The following is a 17940-nucleotide window of genomic DNA, read 5'->3' as shown; positions in this document are numbered from 1 at the left end:
TAATTTGGCAAACAACAACGCCCTCCAGTTGAGGGCGTTATTGTTTTTAGCACTTATTCCTGAAATTTGTTTTTGATCAGCTTGTCGGCAGAAATTGGGCCGGGGCCCCAAACCACCACCACTAATATCATTAACCCCCACAGTTGATGATCATAGAAACCTTTTTCCCATAACAGTGGATAAGAGACGACCGCAATGATATTGAATACAAATAATATCGATGCCATTGGGCGAGTTAGTAAGCCTAAAGTGAGGAAGGTGGGTAGAATTAGCTCGGCGGCAGTTCCCATATAAGCGGCTAATTCCCATGGTAAAATGGGAACCTGATATTCGTATTCAAACAAATAAAGCGTGCTATCCCATGAAGCAATTTTTGTTAGACCAGAGTTGAAAAACACCCATGCTACCCATAGCCGGCAAAATAGAAGTAGGAGAGGAACAAACAGATACTGTGCTCTGGCGACTAGTGTATCGTAGTGCTTGATTATTTTGCTTATAGACTCGGGCATAGTCGTTATCCTTACTAGTATGGTGCGAGCGTAAACCCGCTAATCAATTGGTTCTCAAGTAGTGCCTCTAGGTAGGCAAGATGTGTTTGTGGGATCCGCTCTAATGTGTGGCCTGTTCTCAGATATTCAACAAGTTCAAATGACGTTTTATCGAGTCCCATTGTCCAGCATTGTCCATCGTATTGACTAATAATGATTCCTTGCTCTGCCTGATTGATATTCAGTTGTGTAAAATTGTTAGCGCTAATGGCTAGGCGTAGTGAGAAAACAGCATATTGCGATTGAAAGGTTAGGGCGCTTGGTGAAAGCCGAAGTCGGACATTAGCTTGTTGCTTTGCAGTGAGATTTGCTAATTGTGCTATTGGTTGTGAGTGCTTGTCTGGGTCTGTTTGAGCCAAGGTTTGAGCAGAAGCATCAACCTGCCACTCAAAACAAGCGACATCTTGGATATACGGCACTGCCTCTATAACCTTGGTGAATTTTGCTATGCTGGTTGAGAAATGTTCGCCATAGTGACTCACGTCGCCTGAATTTAGTGGACACTCGAGAATATGATGACGAGCAAGTTGGGCGAAACATTCTTCTCCCACCAAAGCATGTACCATTGGGTAGGTGGCTTGAAGTACATCACTTAAACCAATTATAAAGTTGTTGCGATAGATTTGGATATATTCATCAGCAGTGAATTTATCACTGCTGATATGGCATCTATCACTAGATGCCTGATATTGAAGTGCTTGGGCAAAGCTTTGTTGTAAGTCAGCAAGAGTTGGCGTCATGAAGCTTTTCTCCCTGCTGGTGTGTCGATCTGCATCAACCTATGACTGGCTTTTTGACACTCATTTAATAAGGTTTCGGGCTCGGGAATATCTAGATCCCACTCAATTAGGGTGTGACGTTGACCGTGAAGAGCTAGCCAGTGTTCAAAAAGTGCCCATACATCGTCACACACAGGTTGGCTATGGGTATCTATCCAAATTTCACCTTTTGCAAGTTGTTTGATAGTAAATCCAGCCAAGTGAATTTCATCGACTTTATCTGCTGGGATACCTTGAATGTATTCTAGGCTATCAAAACCATGGTTAAATGCTGAAACATGGATATTATTTAGGTCAAGTAAAAGCCGACACTCTGTGCGTTTTTGTACTTCAGCAAGAAACTCCCATTCGGCAATCGTGGAGTGGGAAAATTTGACATAGCTTGATGGGTTTTCGATCAGTAATGGCCGTTTAATATATTCTTGTACATCGAGTACATTACGACAGAAGATCTCCAGAGCTTCCTCAGTATAGGGTAAAGGAAGCAGATCATTGAAGTAATGGCCTCCACGTTGACTCCAGCTAAGATGATCGGAGACCAGAAAGGGCTGCGTTTCATCAATGAGCATTTTAAGTTGCTTGAGATGATGTGAGCTGACAGGCTCTATACTGCCAAGGGATAACCCTATGCCATGGCAGCTAATTTGATAGCTATCCATAAGTGTACGTAGGTGTTGCCTAGCTGGAGAATGAGGCTGAAAATAGTTTTCACTATGGATTTCCAGCCAAGATAAGGTTGGTTTGTTGGAAATAAAGTAATCGATATGAGGTGAGCGTAATCCCACCCCTACCTTGTGATGGTAGTTGTCTTTATTCACTCATCCTTCCTTTGTGAGCGGATAAGGTTAAGGCGACTCGCTAATGCTTGCTTTAGTCGCCCCTAGTGATTAAGAAGACTGGGTACTGCTACCCACAAGTTTATCGCACAGACCTTTTGGAACCACTATAAAGGCGTCTTTCTGGTTGTCTTCTTTCGAGGTGCCTGCACACGAACTAGATTTGGTTGCACAATCGTTCTTTCCGGCTTTTGATACGCCGTAGCACTTCTCTTTTTCTGCTGCAATAGCAGGGGTCGCTGTCAATGCAGTTGCACCTAGAGCAACAAGGCTAGTTACTGCAGCAGTGATGGCAAAATTTGTTTTCTTCATAGTATTTTCCTCAGACTTTTCCTTTCTCAGTGAATACCTAAGTTACCCTGTCTAAAACATCCTTTAGTCGTGGGTTAAGATATTTTTCATAAGCTAATTCATAAGCTTGCTCAACTTAAAGGATAGAAAAAACATCGTAAAACTTTCAAAAAAACGTCAAAAAAAAACATCTGCATCATATTTTTTTATTAAGTCATTGTTTTTGATGGTATTATTTGAATCTGTTTTTGTGGTTAATATTCTGAACTCAATATGATGTTTAGGTTATAATTACTTTTCATGTATAGATAACCAGTGGCTGAACTCTAATGGACCCCTCTTTACTTCTCGATGGCCTTAATGATAAGCAGCGCCAAGCTGTTGCTGCTCCACTTGAAAACTTATTGGTTCTTGCTGGAGCCGGAAGTGGTAAAACTCGAGTATTGGTACACCGAATCGCGTGGCTAATGTCGGTTGAGCAAGTTTCACCTTTTTCAATTATGTCGGTAACTTTTACCAACAAAGCAGCTGCTGAAATGCGTGGTCGTATCGAAGACTTAATGATGGGTAGTGCCACGGGGATGTGGAATGGTACTTTCCATGGTATCTGCCATCGAATTTTGCGCGCGCATTATCTTGATGCTGAGTTACCGGATGATTTTCAGATTATGGACAGTGATGATCAGCAGCGCCTTCTTCGCAGGTTAATAAAAGCACAAAACTTGGATGAGAAGCAGTGGCAGGCAAGACAGGTCGCTTGGTGGATAAACGGTAAAAAAGATGAAGGTTTGCGACCCAGTCATATTGATACATACCGCGATCCTGTTACTCAAACTTATCTTCAGCTTTATAGTGCGTATCAAGAAGCATGCGACCGTGCTGGTTTAGTTGATTTTGCTGAGATTTTGCTGCGATCTCATGAGCTCTTACGTAACAAAAAACATATACGTGAGCACTATCAGGCACGTTTTAAACACATTCTAGTCGATGAGTTTCAAGATACCAATAATATCCAGTATGCATGGTTGAGAATGATGGCAGGGCCAGAATCGAACGTTATGATAGTGGGTGATGACGACCAATCCATCTATGGTTGGCGTGGGGCAAAAATCGAAAATATTGAAAAATTTACCCGTGAATTTTCAAGTGTTAATACGATACGTTTGGAGCAAAATTACCGCTCGACTAAAACTATCCTCCAAGCCTCAAATGCTTTAATTGCCAACAATACTGAGCGCATGGGTAAGGAATTGTGGACAGAGGGTTTGGCGGGAGAGCCTATTTCAGTTTATTCGGCATACAACGATCTGGATGAAGCTCGCTTTGCAGTTAATAAGATTAAAGATTGGCAAGAAAAAGGCGGGGCGTTGAATGATGCAGCTATGTTGTATCGTAATAATGCGCAGTCACGAGTGCTGGAAGAGGCACTCATTCAGGTGGGCTTGCCTTACCGTATCTATGGTGGAATGCGATTCTTTGAACGCCAGGAGATCAAAGATGCATTGAGCTATTTACGTTTGATGGCTAACCGTAATGATGACGCAGCATTTGAAAGAATAGTGAACACACCGACTCGTGGCTTGGGTGACAAGACGTTAGAGACATTACGTTTTGCGGCTAGAGACAGAGGTTGTACTATGTGGGATGCTAGCGTTGCTCTGTTAGAAGAAAAAGTGCTTGCAGGTAGGGCTGCTATCGCACTTGGGCGTTTTGTCGAACTGATTAATGCACTGGAAGATGATACTTGTGAAATATCACTTCATATTCAAGCCGATCATGTAATCAAATATTCTGGCTTATATGCTATGTATGAGCAGGAAAAAGGTGAGAAGTCCAAAGCTCGTATCGAAAACTTAGAGGAGTTAGTAACAGCGACTCGTCAATTTGAAAAGCCCGAAGAAGCAGACGATATGAGCTTGTTGACGGCATTTCTAACTCATGCTGCATTGGAAGCTGGTGAGGGGCAAGCTGATGAATTTGAAGATGCGGTTCAGTTAATGACTTTGCACAGTGCCAAAGGGTTAGAGTTTCCACTGGTATTTATGGTTGGAGTGGAAGAAGGGATGTTTCCAAGTCAAATGTCAGTTGAAGAGGCTGGCCGGCTGGAAGAGGAACGCCGCTTATGTTATGTAGGTATGACACGGGCCATGCAAAAGCTCTATATCACTTATGCTGAAATGCGTCGTTTATATGGCCAAGATAAGTTCCACAAACCATCACGATTTATTCGTGAATTGCCAGAAACCTGTGTGGATGAAGTTCGGATGAAGGCGCAGGTGAGTCGTCCTACTAGTTCGGGCAGATTCAGCTCTAAAATAGTGAAAGAAAGCTTTAATGAGACTGGCTTTAGTTTGGGGGCGCGTGTCAAGCATCCAAAATTTGGAGAAGGGACCATCATCAATTTTGAGGGGAGTGGTCATCAAGGTCGTGTACAGGTTGCCTTTAATGGTGAAGGCATCAAATGGCTGGTAACGGCATACGCTAAACTAGAACAATTATAATACTAAAAGAAAAACCCCGAGGGCTTTCGCCCATCGGGGTTATAGTCTTACTCGCAGCAATCCAGCTACTAAAAGGTGCTCCATGCATCAAATCCTTGATAGTATGCTGATGTCCTTCAGCTCAGTCCCTTCATCGCCATCCTAGCGGTGTCCTTGACCCTATCCTGGTCCGCTAACTATCCTAGCTAGCTCGCATCGCCTATTCCTTAAGCGGTATCCATTTTCTTTCCCTAGTAGTAACCATCCTAGTTACTATTTTGAGTCCGTTCAATGTCCAATTTGCTATCCATGCCGACTGCTTATCTTAAGTAGCCGAATCTTCATCCTGAAGATAACCAATTCCTTGGTGTTTCCTGTTCCGTGTCAGCATCCTTCCGACAGAGTTCATATTACGACGCCCAAAATATTCCTCAAGGTTAACTTGTCTATTCTCTGCTAATGGAAAGTGGTTAAAAATAGAGCAAATTCTTTTCTAACAGCTAGTTATATTACTCTAATTTTAATAATCTCATTAAAAAATAGATGTTAGCTCACTGCCTTGTAAGAAATATCTCACAAGGTGGCGGGCAGATTATTGCTACTGCCCGATTGCTGTTCCTTCGCGTCTTGGGTCGGCGGCCCCCTCTAATTGTCGGCTATTGATTAAGATGGCATGAAGGCCCGAATTTAAGTCTCCAATACTGACATCAAAGCCCATCCTTTCTAGATCTGATTTCATCTCCTCTGCCGAGGTGCCTTGTTCAATATCAAGCGTGCCAAAACGGTTCAATATGTGAGGTTGATTAATTGCTTGCTGAATATCCATGCCCCATTGAGTATGAGCAATAATGGCTTGGGCAACGTAACCTATAATGCGACTTCCGCCTGGGGAACCAATGGCCATATAGGGTTTGCCATTTTCCATTATTATGGTGGGAGCCATAGAAGATCGAGGGCGTTTACCGGGTTCGAGGCGATTTGCGATAGGGTTGCCGTCATTGTGGGTGCTGAATGAGAAATCGGTTAACTCATTATTGAGTATAAAGCCGTTAGTCATGAGACGTGAACCGAAGGCATTTTCGACTGAAGCTGTCATGGATACTACATTTCCGTCTTTATCGACAATATTGAAGTGACTTGTCGAGGGGAGTTCAATGGATTCATCAGGGCTTTGTTGACTTGCGTAGTTCCAAGGAGGAGAGCCTGCTGATGCTCTTTCTAATGCTTTCCCAGGCGTTATTAATTGGGCGCGCTTTTTTAGATATTCTGCATCAACTAAACCTTGGGTTGGCATAGGGACAAAGTCTTCATCTGCCATATACATACCCCTGTCAGAAAATGCTAAAAGGGATGCATCAGCAATGACTTGCCAGGATTTAGCATTGTTTGGTCCCCATCCTTTTAGGTCAAATTCTTCTGTCATGGTTAAAATCTGATTGACCGTTAGTGCGCCAGAAGCTGGTGGGCCCATACCACAAATCTCGTAGCTTTGGTAAGTGGAACAGACTGGCTGGCGTTGCTTAACTTTATAAGTTTCGAAGTCTTCTTGGGCAAGCACCCCAGGGTTACCTTGAGCTGATTTGACGATATTCACAATATCTTCAGCAATTTTGCCTTTGTAGAAAGCGTCAGCACCTTTTTTTGCAATGGCGGTCAGTGTATCGGCATAAGCTGGATTTTTTAGCAATACACCTTGTTTTTTCGCTGAGCCGTCAGGGTTAAAAAAATAAGCTTTTGTCTCGGGGAAGCGAGAGAGACGTTTGGCATCTTTAGCGATTAGAGTGGCAAGCCTTGGACTGATAGAAAAACCATCCAAGGCTACTTTAATTACAGGCTCAAATAGTTGTTCCCATTTTAGCTTTCCATATTTTTGGTGTGTTTCCCACATCAGTTTTACTACGCCAGGAGTTCCGACAGAGCGCCCGCCGACTACTGCGTCATAAAATTGCAGCGGCTTGCCATTTTTATCTTGGAACAGTTGTGGTGTGGCCGCGAGAGGTGCGGTTTCACGCCCATCATAAGTGGTAAGTTTCTTTTTCTTTGCATCCCAATATACAAGAAATGCACCACCACCGATCCCTGATGACTGTGGCTCAACTAGGCCCAGCATGAGTTGAGTGGTGATCATGGCATCGATGGCGTTACCACCTTGTTTGAGAATATCAGCGCCAGCTTGAGTTGCGAGTGGGTTCGCAGTCGTTACCATCCAGTCTCTGGATTTAACCAGCTGTTTTTGTTCTAAACCACTACTTTCTTCGGGAGCAACAGAGTCCGCTGCTTGATCAGCAATGGCAGAAATAGAGGTGAATAATAGACATGTCGCTAGAAATGGGTGTTTCCACTGCATCTTGTACTCCTTGTAAACTATGCGGTGACAGAGTGGCAGTGGAACAGTTTGGAGTCTAAGGATTTGTTACAAAAATGTAATCTCGAATCAATTTTTTTATTAAATTAACATTAAACCAGAGATGGACTGCCAAAGAATACTAGTGCCTATTACTGTGAATATCACCCCACATAACCCATCAATATAAAAGGCCATCGCTTGCACTTTACCTTGCATGCGTTTGGTTGATAGCGCCCATGCAAGCAATGAAAACCATATTAAAGATAGCCCCCACAATATGACCAGTGCCATTCCTTTACCCGTAAGAGACATATGAGGCGGAACTAAGCTGGACATCAGGCTAATAAAGAAAACCAGTGCTTTAGGGTTGAGTATATTGGTTGATAGACCTTGAGAGAATGCTTGGCGTTTATTGCTCAGTAGTACACCTTTGTTTGCTTGCCTTGGGTGAGGTTTAGGATTATTTTTTGCTCTCCAACATCCATTAAGAGCACTGTAACCAAGATAAACTAAGTAGCTACCTCCGATTAACTGTAATCCAGCAAATAAGTCTGGCTGTTGGTGGACCAGATAGCTAATTCCAGTCAGGCTCAAAATCGAATGAAGGAGTATGCCAAATGAAAGTCCTAACGCTATATAGAGTCCTGTCTGGCGTCCATGGCGTGCAGCATTTTGGACCACCAAAGCAAAATCAGGCCCAGGGCTCATTAGGGCGATAAAATGAACACTAGCGAGTGTTGTGAGGATAGTGATTTCGTTCATTGTGATACTCATTGATTAATATGAGCTCATTTTGCCTTGAGGAGAATAGTAATGATTGTAAATTATTAACACTGAAGCTTAGAAGGTGAAATGCCATAAGTTGATTTAAAGGTCTTGCTAAAATGTGCTTGATCATAAAAACCAATTTGGTGAGCGACTTTGGTGCCACATACGCCAGTTTTAAGTAGTTTTAATCCATGTTCGAGCCTTAAACGACTGAGCCAAGCATAAGGTGTTAAACCCATTTTAGCTTTAAAGTGGCGCTGAAACTGAGTGGGGCTGAGTCGGCATAACTGAGATAAATCTTCAAGCCTTACGGGTTGCGCTAAATTTTCCAGTAAATACTCCTTTAGTGATGAAATTGATTGATTTCCAAGTAGTACGACGTTTTTTTGCCGTACCGCACCATAATGACTAAATAACTGCTCAAAACCTTCATAAGGCAAACAGTCTTTTGCCAACTGGCTTAGGTCATTTTTGCTCAGTAATTGATGGAGTTTAACGAGATGTGTGAATAAGCCTGAGTCAGAGATTACGAATTGGTTAAATCGAACTTGGTCACTGTCATTCTTGAGTTCTGCGAGATCATTAAACCATTTGGGTTCAATAGAAAACACCCTAACTTGATAACCATTATCATGAATTGACCTCCCGTCATGCAATTCATCGGGTGGCATAATAACGACCTGGCCATGGCCAACGGTATGATTTGTGCCGTGATAGCAAAACTTTTGTTGACCGCTAGTGATTAAACCAATGTGAAAGTCGAGGTGGTAGTGCCTTCGAAAGGCGAACTTTTTATAGTGGGCTTTAATTAGGCCTATCTTTTCATTTTGTGTTGTGAGGTAATTTACCTTATCCATGATGACGACCTGTATCAAACTTAACCGACTTTATATTTATTCTTATCATTTGTCTTGTAAAAAAAGATCACTAGTATGATTCGACGCTGGCGAAGTTTAAGGTTTTGTTACGCGTGAGCGTTTATTATTTGTTAGTCCATCGAAACTGAAGACCACTAAAGCACCCCAGATGAATGCAAAGGTAATGGCTTTATCAGTGGTAAAAATTTCGCCGTATACTAGGACAGCAAGCAAAAACATTAGGCTGGGGCCGATGTATTGGAAAAAACCTAGAGTTGACAGTTTGAGCCTAGTCGCGGCGCCAGTGAAACACAGCAGAGGCAGTGTGGTGACGATTCCTGCCGCGATTAGTAATATATTTAAAGTTAATGAATTGAGTGCAAAATCAGAAGTGGGAGAATCTGCAATCCACAACAGATAAATTGCAGCTGCGGGTAGCATTACTAGGGTTTCAATAAATAATCCTGTTTGTGCATCTAGGCTAACCTTTTTGCGCAGTAGTCCATATAGACCAAAGGTAAAGGCGAGTGCAATGGCGACCATGGGCACAGATCCAAAGGCGATCAACTGAACTGCAACACCGCAAGTCGCCAATGCGACTGCAAACCATTGTAACTTGCGCAGGCGCTCTCCTAAAAATAACATTCCAAGTACCACATTGAGTAGGGGGTTGATGTAATACCCTAGACTGGCATCTAACATATGGTTGGAATTGACTGCCCAGATAAAAATCAACCAATTAACTCCAACAAGCAAAGCCGTAGAAATTAAATACAACATTTTACTCTTGGAGCGGCTTACATCCCTTACACCACGCCAGCGACGACCGAAGTGCAGTAAGACAGTAAGAAGAACGAATGACCAAACGACACGATGACTGAGGATTTCTAGCGGTGAAACTTGGCTGATGGCTTTAAAGTAAATAGGTGCAATGCCCCACATGGTATAGGCACCGATGGCGAGAAGCACGCCTTGCCTTGATTGCTGTTCTGTTGTCATTGATGTTCGTCCAGCTACTGATTCTTATTATAGTAATCATTCAGTATACGAGTGGTAGTGTCTATCATCTAGTGTTGGATTATCTTTTGCACTGATTTGGTAGTAATTTGCAGTTTTATTCGTATTCGAACACTACTACAATGTGCGCTTTACATTTCGCTATATTTCCTAACTGAGACTCCAATGACCGCGACGCTGTTTGCTCAACAATCTGATCCTGCAATCACACCTGAAAAGGTCTTAGAGGATGTGTTTGGTTATAAATCATTTCGTGATGGTCAAAGGGAAGTCATTGATGCTGCTGCCGCAGATCAAGATTGCATTGTCATTATGCCGACCGGGGGAGGTAAGTCACTTTGTTATCAAATTCCAGCTTTGGTACGTGAAGGGTTAACTTTGGTGATATCACCTCTGATTTCATTGATGAAAGACCAAGTTGATCAGCTGAAAGCCAATGGGGTAGTGGCGGAATGTATTAATTCGACTATGCCACGGGAAGAGCTGATTAATGTCTATAATCGGATGCAATCTGGCGAGCTAAAGTTGGTGTATGCCTCGCCTGAGCGAGTTCTGATGCGTGACTTTGTTGAGCGACTTGGAGCTCTATCATTATCAATGATCGCTGTTGATGAGGCACATTGCATTTCCCAATGGGGGCATGATTTTAGACCAGAATACGCTTTGTTGGGGCAATTAAAACAGCAATTTCCTGATGTGCCATTTATGGCTCTCACCGCGACAGCCGATGAGGCAACTCGCAATGACATTACGCATAGATTACAACTTCAAGAACCTCATATTTATTTGGGCAGTTTTGATCGCCCTAACATTCGCTATACCTTGATAGAAAAACACAAACCTATCTCACAGATTATTCGTTTCGTTGCTGGACAAAAAAATCAGTGTGGCATCATTTATTGTGGTAGCCGTAAAAAAGTAGAAATGGTGACCGAAAAACTGTGTAACAACCATGTTCGTGCTGCGAGCTATCATGCAGGTTTGGATACCGATGAGAGAGCCTATGTTCAGGAGGCTTTTCAGCGTGATGATATACAAATAGTGGTTGCCACAGTGGCTTTTGGTATGGGTATCAATAAGCCGAATGTACGTTTTGTTGTTCATTTTGATATTCCGCGCAATATCGAGTCTTACTATCAGGAAACTGGCCGAGCAGGACGAGATGGTTTGCCAGCAGAGGCTATGATGCTGTATGACCCGGCAGATATGAGCTGGTTGAGAAGGATGCTGGATGAAAAAGACGAAGGCTCGCAAAAACAAGTCGAAAGTCATAAGTTAAATGCGATGAGTGCTTTTGCTGAAGCGCAGACATGCCGACGTCAAGTGCTACTTAACTATTTTGGTGAATACAGTGATATGCCATGTGGTAATTGTGATATCTGCCTTGATCCACCTAAACATTTTGATGCAACCGAACAAGCACGTAAAGCAATATCTTGTGCTTACCGAGTGAATCAGAATTTCGGTATTAGCTATGTAGTTGAAGTGTTACGTGGTATGCAGAATATTCGAATTCGAGAAAATGGGCATGATAAACTTTCGACCTATGGTATTGGTCGTGAAAATAGTCATGACTATTGGGTCAGTATTATTCGTCAATTAATACATAAAGGTATGTTGTCGCAAAACATTACTCGTAATTCGACTCTTCAATTGACTGAAGAGGCTCGCCCACTATTACGTGGTGATATGAACTTAGAGTTGGCCGTTCCAAGGCTTGATACTGCTGCGAGAACGGCTAAATCAGAGAAGCTGACGAGTAAGAATTACGATAAGAAGTTATTTGCTAAATTGCGTAAATTACGTAAGTCGATTGCAGATGAAGATGGGTTGCCTCCATATGTTGTATTTAGCGACGCGACATTAATCGACATGGCGGAAATTTTACCCACGTCATACGGCGAAATGTTGGCTGTTAATGGTGTTGGTCAGCGTAAGCTGGAGAAATATGCCGATCCATTTTTAGATTTAATTCAGGAGCATGTGTCCTACCATGGCTAACGTAAAAAATGAATTTGGTCTACTGGAATACCAGCAACAACAAGGGCGACTTATTCTTCGAGTGCCGAGTTTTGACTTCGATAGCTTCCCTTTAGTGGGAGAGCGTTTATTGAAACAGCTTTCTGCAACTTTGATAGAAAAACAGTGGGATGCAGATATTCATTCTTGGTTAATTGATTTTGAAGGTTGCCAGTTATTGCTAAAGTCTGAGCATTATAGTGAGAGTGTGTGGATGGAAGCTTTGGTTATTCAAGATAGTAAAGAAGAATTGGATTATCTTGCCAGCTTATTTAAGTGCGGTTTCTAAATTGACTAACGAAGCTTTTGCTAACTATTGCAGCATGAGGTGGTTAATGTATAATCCTCCGCCGCGATAATTATCAAGTTTAATACCTTTAAATATTAATATAGCAGCGGCTTATTTTTATTATTGAAGGTGTTTTATTTAATAACTGTCGGAGTTGATTGTTAATATTATTGGTAAGAGTCCAAAATTATTGGGTTCTATTTGGGTTCCCTCACCCCAAAATCAAATTAAAAAGGTATCTTATGAGTAGTTTTTCTGTAGCTCAGCAGCGTAAAGCGCTTCTTCTGTTGGTTTTATTTCATCTAGCCATTATTGCTTCTAGTAATTATTTGGTTCAGCTTCCATTTACCGTTTTTGGCTTCCATACAACTTGGGGGGCATTTACTTTCCCATTTATTTTCCTAGCTACAGATCTGACGGTACGTATTTTTGGTGCCCAGTTAGCACGTAAGATTATCGGCTGGGTAATGCTACCGGCTCTTGCGGTTTCTTATGGGTTATCCGTGCTTTTCTTTGAAGGGCAGTTCCAAGGTTTTGCCCATTTGGGTGAATTTAATTTGTTTGTTGCACGTATTGCGATTGCCAGCTTTATGGCGTATTTACTTGGACAAATATTGGATATCTACGTTTTTAATCGCTTGCGCCAGATGAGGCAGTGGTGGATAGCGCCTACCTGTTCAACATTACTTGGTAATGCTCTCGATACAGTAGCCTTTTTCTCGATAGCCTTTTATCAAAGTCCTGATCCTTTTATGGCAGAGCACTGGGTAGAAATTGCACTTGTGGACTACGGTTTTAAATTGGTTATCAGTTTAGGGCTGTTTGTGCCTATATACGGTGTGTTATTGAACTACTTGGTAAAGAAGATTACTGCTATTCGGCCCGAATTTAGAGTTGTTGGTGCGAACTAAGAATAGGTAGAAATTGAAGGGCCCAGTCATATTGTACTGGGCTTTTTAATTTTTAGTCAGTGATAATGGTTAGTGGCCAGCTAAGATCGCTTTGCCTATTGGCTTCCATTTCGAGTTCAGCAGCGGTCAGGGGGTTAGCCTTACACCATTGAGAAGATAGCGTAATCGTTATTTTATCCCCTCGTGACTCAAGTGAAATACTAGGTTCTAAGTCAGGGCTGCGTCGATGTGAAAGTAAGATCGACAAACGTAGTATGCGTAGTATGCGCTTTGCACTGCTATCTGACACAGCGTGCTGCTGTGGCAAAGTAGTCAGATTATCTCGATAGCGGCGCGTTATTTCGCTGAGGAGTTGTTTTTGTGCGCGTGTATAACCTGGTAATTCCAAGTGCTTTAACAAGTATGCACTGTGCTCTCCACCCTCTTTGAAGTCAATAGTTAGGCCGATTTCATGTAACCTTGCGGCCGTTTCTAGTATTGCGATTCCGAGGGCCTCGGGGATCCAGTTTTTCTCACATTGACTCAGTAATTTATTGGCCAAATTAGCTACCTGTTCACCATATGCAGTATCCAGCTGGTAACGACTTTGCACACTGGCTATGGTGCGAGCTTGAATGTTATCTTGCTTGAGCTCATCAAGCATTTCATACACTAAACCTTCACGCAATGCCCCGCCAGATAGCGTCATAGAATCAATGTTAAGTAACTCAAAGATGGCGATAAGAATCGAAAGCCCGCTTGGGAAAACTAGCGCTCTTTCTAGTGTGAGGCCTTCAATTTCTAGTTCTTCTAAATGATTCGTCAGCATGGCTTGTTTTTGTAGGCGCTTGAGCTTGGTATGAGTGATTACTTCATCCATGCCTTGTGCGAGCATAATTTCTTGTAATGCTTGCACTGTACCTGAAGCTCCGACACATACATCCCAGCCAATTTTTGTATATTGCTTTAGTACAGGCTTTAGCTTTTTTTTAGCTGCTGCTATAGCACTCTCAAAGTTTTCTGCAGAAAGTTGGCGATCTTTAAAGTGACTTTCTAACCAAGTTACACAGCCCATTTTTAAACTATGGAGTACTTTAGCTTCAAAACCTTGTCCTATTATTAGCTCGGTACTAGCCCCACCAATATCAACGACTAAGCGACGTCCACAACCACCGGAGGTGTGGGCAACACCTTTATATATAGTGGCAGCTTCCTCCTCTCCATTAATGACATCTATGTGATAACCGAGTATTTGACTGGCATGATCAAGGAAAACGTCTGCATTAGTTGCGGTTCGCAGAGTAGCGGTAGCGACAATACGAATGTTTTGTTGGTGAATATCTTGAAGGCGTTCAGCAAAAAGATTCAGACAGTCCCATCCCCTATGCATTGCCTCTTGGCTCAAACGGTTGTTTTCGTCTAACCCTGCAGCTAGACGTACTTTACGTTTAATTTTTGCCATAGTTTGTATGCTGCCATTTATATGACGCACAACCAGCATATGAAAACTGTTCGACCCTAGGTCAATGGCTGCATAAAGTGGGGATGAAGCTTCTGGTCTCATAGACGGCCCTAAGAATCTTTATTTTGATGCTGACGAGAGCGGTTATTTGAACGGCGATTGTTTGAGCGTGAACCACCTGTATTAGTGCGGCGTTGCTGTGTTCGATTTGAACGCATGCGAAGTGGTGCCGGCAGATCTTGAATCAAGGCTGATGCGTCATATTCAGAAACAGGGATCGTATGATCTATGTATTCTTCGATTGCAGGAAGGTTGATAGCGTATGCTTCACAGGCGAAGCTGATCGAATGGCCACTTTCACCAGCACGGCCAGTACGACCAATACGGTGGACATAATCTTCACAATCGTCAGGTAAATCATAATTAAATACATGAGTTACCAGCGGAATATGAAGTCCCCTAGCGGCTACGTCAGTTGCTACAAGTAGATCAACTTCACCACGTGTGAATTGGTCAAGAATTCTCTCACGCTTTTTCTGTGGTACATCACCAGTAAGCAATCCCACTCGATGCTGATCAGCAGCAAGATGCCCCCAGATGGATTCACATTTGTGTTTGGTGTTGGCAAACACTATGGCACGCTCAGGCCAGTCTTCTTCAATCAGTGTTTGTAGAAGTGGCATTTTATCTTCATTTGATGGATAGAAGAGTTCTTCTTGAATACGATGTCCTGTTTTTTGTTCTGGCTCCGCTGCCAGATGTTCAGGATTATGCATGTGTTCAAAGGCGAGTTCTTGAACTCGATAAGATAGAGTCGCTGAAAACAGCATATTAAGGCGTTCTTTAGGCTCTGGCATTCCACGGAATAGAAAGCGTATATCTTTAATAAAGCCAAGATCAAACATGCGATCGGCTTCATCAAGGACAACGACCTGAATGTTCCTCAGATTAAATACGCGTTGCTTATAGAAATCGATAATACGACCTGTGGTGCCGATTAGTATGTCAACACCCTGTTCGAGTTTGGACAGTTGTTTGTCGTAACTTTCGCCGCCATAAGCCAATGCAGCTTTGATGCCCGTGGTCGCAATCAAGGACTCGGCATCGTTATATATCTGTATAGCAAGTTCTCGAGTCGGAGCCATGATGATAGCTCGCGGTTGTGTTGCCTTGCGTCCTTCATGTTCAGGGGTGTTGAGTAAGTGGTGGAAAGTAGCAGCCAGAAAAGCTAGAGTTTTTCCTGTTCCAGTTTGAGCCTGACCTGCGATGTCTTGGCCGGTGAGCAGTACCGGCAACGCCAAAGCTTGAATAGGGGTACAAAACTCGAACCCTTTTTTATCCAAACCTTCAATAACTTGGGGGTGTAAACCCAAATCGGCGAATTTTTGCTCTGTGATGTGCGTCTTTTTCATAGCTATAGAATATCAGCTTAAGCTTGCAATACGAAGGTAAATACATTCCAATAGGACATCTAAATACTGGTTATCATCTAACCAAGCTTAAAAAACACATTGGAGTGTAAGATGAGTGATAAGATTTTGCAGCTAACTGATGACGAATTTGAAAACGATGTGATCAAGGCTGCAGGCCCAGTTCTTGTTGATTTTTGGGCAGAATGGTGTGGTCCATGTAAAATGATTGCACCTATTTTGGACGAAATCGCAGATGAGTACGAAGGCAAACTCACTATCGGTAAACTAAATATCGACCAGAATGCAGGTACTCCACCCAAATTTGGTATTCGTGGTATTCCGACCTTATTACTTTTTAAGGATGGTGGAGTGGCAGCAACTAAAGTGGGTGCATTGTCTAAAACTCAGCTTAAAGAATTTTTAGACGCAAACCTTTAAGCGGTTCCTGCGATAAGGCCGTGCATTGTAACTGATGCACGGTTTTGGTTTTGAATATCAACAAAATCTAGACTAGGCTAGTATTTAGTGTTAAATTGTTGCACGTTAAATAAACAAGTTTCTCTTCTTGGTCGATCCTGTGACCAAATTCATCTTAACTAAATAACAGATCCTATTTTGACTAAACAAGTATCCACCACCATGAATCTAACAGAACTTAAGAATAGACCTGTGTCTGATCTTGTAAAACTGGGCGAAAGCTTGGGCCTTGAAAACCTAGCCCGCTTGAGAAAACAAGACATCATCTTCGCTATCCTAAAAGCACACGCGAAAAGCGGTGAAGATATATTTGGCGACGGGGTTCTGGAAATACTTCAAGACGGCTTTGGCTTTTTGCGCAGTGCAGATAGTTCCTACTTGGCAGGCCCAGATGACATTTATGTTTCCCCGAGTCAGATCCGTCGTTTTAACTTACGTACTGGTGATTCAATCGCCGGTAAGATTCGTCCACCTAAGGATGGTGAGCGATACTTTGCTTTATTAAAAGTCAACACGGTTAATGATGACAAGCCAGATAACGCTCGCAACAAAATTCTGTTTGAAAACCTAACACCATTGCATGCTAATGAGCGTATGGTGATGGAGCGTGGTAATGGCTCGACAGAAGATATTACAGCGCGTGTGCTAGATCTTGCTTCACCTATCGGGAAAGGCCAGCGTGGATTGATAGTCGCTCCGCCAAAAGCTGGTAAGACAATGCTGTTGCAAAATATCGCTCAGAGTATTGCTTATAATCATCCTGAATGTGAACTCATGGTGCTTCTAATTGATGAGCGTCCAGAAGAAGTTACTGAAATGCAGCGTTTGGTAAAAGGTGAAGTTATTGCTTCCACTTTTGATGAGCCGGCATCACGCCACGTTCAAGTTGCAGAGATGGTGATTGAAAAAGCTAAACGTCTTGTTGAACATAAGAAAAATGTGATCATTTTGCTAGACTCAATTACTCGTTTAGCTCGTGCATACAACACGGTAGTCCCTTCGTCTGGTAAAGTCTTGACGGGTGGTGTGGATGCCAATGCGTTGCATCGACCTAAGCGCTTTTTCGGTGCGGCTCGTAATGTTGAAGAGGGTGGCAGTCTAACGATTATCGCAACAGCCTTAGTAGACACTGGTTCTAAGATGGATGAGGTTATCTACGAAGAGTTCAAAGGCACAGGTAATATGGAGTTGCATTTGAATCGTAAGATTGCGGAAAAACGAGTATTCCCTGCTATTGACTTTAACCGTAGTGGTACTCGTCGCGAAGAGCTTCTTACCAAGACTGATGAGCTACAGAAAATGTGGATTCTGCGTAAAATTGTTCACCCTATGGGAGAAATTGACGCAATGGAGTTTCTCATTGACAAGCTTGCGATGACAAAAACCAATGATGAATTTTTTGATGCGATGCGGCGTCAATAATAATTAGTAACCTTAAACGCCATCGACATTGTCGGTGGCGTTTTTG

16 protein-coding genes are annotated in these 17940 nt (G+C 42.6%); 6 read left to right on the top strand and 10 right to left on the bottom strand.

Annotated elements, in window-relative coordinates; genetic code table 11:
• Positions 1–53: 53 nt before the first annotated feature.
• The 4 genes from OCV27_RS14310 to OCV27_RS14295 form a co-directional block, all read right to left on the bottom strand.
• Positions 54–509 (bottom strand): DoxX family protein, encoded by a 456-nt coding sequence (locus tag OCV27_RS14310; protein ID WP_125320140.1) that lies wholly within the window; start codon positions 507–509, stop codon positions 54–56.
• Between the two features lie 14 nt (positions 510–523).
• Entirely contained in the window at positions 524–1288 is a 765-nt protein-coding gene (locus OCV27_RS14305; RefSeq protein WP_125320141.1) for an HvfC/BufC N-terminal domain-containing protein, read from the bottom strand.
• Positions 1285–2145 carry an MNIO family bufferin maturase gene (gene bufB, locus OCV27_RS14300; protein WP_125320142.1) on the bottom strand — a complete coding sequence of 287 codons (861 nt, stop codon included), beginning with the start codon at positions 2143–2145 and terminating at the stop codon, positions 1285–1287. Before bufB ends, OCV27_RS14305 begins: the two co-directional genes overlap by 4 nt.
• Positions 2146–2214: 69 nt before the next feature.
• Positions 2215–2475 carry a BufA1 family periplasmic bufferin-type metallophore gene (locus OCV27_RS14295; RefSeq protein ID WP_125320143.1) on the bottom strand — a complete coding sequence of 87 codons (261 nt, stop codon included), beginning with the start codon at positions 2473–2475 and terminating at the stop codon, positions 2215–2217.
• 308 nt (positions 2476–2783) lie between these two features.
• Here OCV27_RS14295 and uvrD point away from each other — a divergent pair, with 308 nt between their 5' ends.
• On the top strand, positions 2784–4955 hold the full coding sequence (gene uvrD, locus OCV27_RS14290) for a DNA helicase II (protein WP_125320144.1): 2172 nt from the start codon (positions 2784–2786) through the stop codon (positions 4953–4955).
• Between the two features lie 577 nt (positions 4956–5532).
• Here uvrD and ggt read toward each other — a convergent pair.
• The 4 genes from ggt to rarD all read right to left on the bottom strand — a co-directional run bounded on the left by ggt (position 5533) and on the right by rarD (position 9905).
• The gene (ggt, locus tag OCV27_RS14285; RefSeq protein ID WP_125320145.1) at positions 5533–7281 is read right to left on the bottom strand and encodes a gamma-glutamyltransferase; all 1749 of its coding nucleotides are present in this window, start codon (positions 7279–7281) and stop codon (positions 5533–5535) included.
• 99 nt (positions 7282–7380) lie between these two features.
• Entirely contained in the window at positions 7381–8043 is a 663-nt protein-coding gene (locus OCV27_RS14280) for a LysE family translocator (protein WP_125320146.1), read from the bottom strand.
• A 65-nt stretch (positions 8044–8108) separates the two neighbouring features.
• Positions 8109–8906, bottom strand: coding sequence for a helix-turn-helix transcriptional regulator (locus OCV27_RS14275; RefSeq protein WP_125320147.1), 798 nt, complete (start codon positions 8904–8906; stop codon positions 8109–8111).
• A 96-nt stretch (positions 8907–9002) separates the two neighbouring features.
• Positions 9003–9905 (bottom strand): EamA family transporter RarD, encoded by a 903-nt coding sequence (gene rarD, locus OCV27_RS14270; protein ID WP_125320148.1) that lies wholly within the window; start codon positions 9903–9905, stop codon positions 9003–9005.
• A gap of 183 nt (positions 9906–10088) precedes the next feature.
• On the opposite strand from rarD, the gene recQ reads away from it, so the two are divergent.
• The 3 genes from recQ to OCV27_RS14255 all read left to right on the top strand — a co-directional run bounded on the left by recQ (position 10089) and on the right by OCV27_RS14255 (position 13142).
• Positions 10089–11924 carry an ATP-dependent DNA helicase RecQ gene (gene recQ, locus OCV27_RS14265; RefSeq protein ID WP_125320149.1) on the top strand — a complete coding sequence of 612 codons (1836 nt, stop codon included), beginning with the start codon at positions 10089–10091 and terminating at the stop codon, positions 11922–11924.
• Complete coding sequence (locus tag OCV27_RS14260; RefSeq protein ID WP_185759740.1) at positions 11917–12231, top strand: DUF3630 family protein; 315 nt, start codon at positions 11917–11919, stop codon at positions 12229–12231. The genes recQ and OCV27_RS14260 overlap by 8 nt, the downstream gene beginning before the upstream one ends.
• Positions 12232–12473: 242 nt before the next feature.
• Positions 12474–13142, top strand: a complete 669-nt coding sequence (locus OCV27_RS14255; RefSeq protein WP_125320151.1) for a 7-cyano-7-deazaguanine/7-aminomethyl-7-deazaguanine transporter — start codon at positions 12474–12476, stop codon at positions 13140–13142.
• 52 nt (positions 13143–13194) lie between these two features.
• On the opposite strand, the gene gppA is transcribed toward OCV27_RS14255, so the two are convergent.
• On the bottom strand, positions 13195–14685 hold the full coding sequence (gene gppA, locus OCV27_RS14250) for a guanosine-5'-triphosphate,3'-diphosphate diphosphatase (RefSeq protein ID WP_125320152.1): 1491 nt from the start codon (positions 14683–14685) through the stop codon (positions 13195–13197).
• Between the two features lie 8 nt (positions 14686–14693).
• Positions 14694–15995 (bottom strand): ATP-dependent RNA helicase RhlB, encoded by a 1302-nt coding sequence (gene rhlB / locus OCV27_RS14245; protein WP_125320153.1) that lies wholly within the window; start codon positions 15993–15995, stop codon positions 14694–14696.
• Positions 15996–16106: 111 nt separating this feature from the next.
• Between rhlB and trxA the strand changes: the two genes are divergently transcribed.
• Positions 16107–16433 carry a thioredoxin TrxA gene (trxA, locus tag OCV27_RS14240; RefSeq protein WP_125320154.1) on the top strand — a complete coding sequence of 109 codons (327 nt, stop codon included), beginning with the start codon at positions 16107–16109 and terminating at the stop codon, positions 16431–16433.
• A gap of 201 nt (positions 16434–16634) precedes the next feature.
• Positions 16635–17894, top strand: coding sequence for a transcription termination factor Rho (rho, locus tag OCV27_RS14235; protein WP_125320162.1), 1260 nt, complete (start codon positions 16635–16637; stop codon positions 17892–17894).
• The last annotated feature ends 46 nt before the right edge of the window (positions 17895–17940 follow it).

It is taken from the genome of Vibrio pectenicida, from assembly GCA_024347015.1.
In the GTDB taxonomy this organism is placed as follows: domain Bacteria; phylum Pseudomonadota; class Gammaproteobacteria; order Enterobacterales; family Vibrionaceae; genus Vibrio; species Vibrio pectenicida.
The sequence above is the reverse complement of the archived record's forward strand: the minus strand, read 5'-3'. Positions and strand labels throughout refer to the sequence as shown.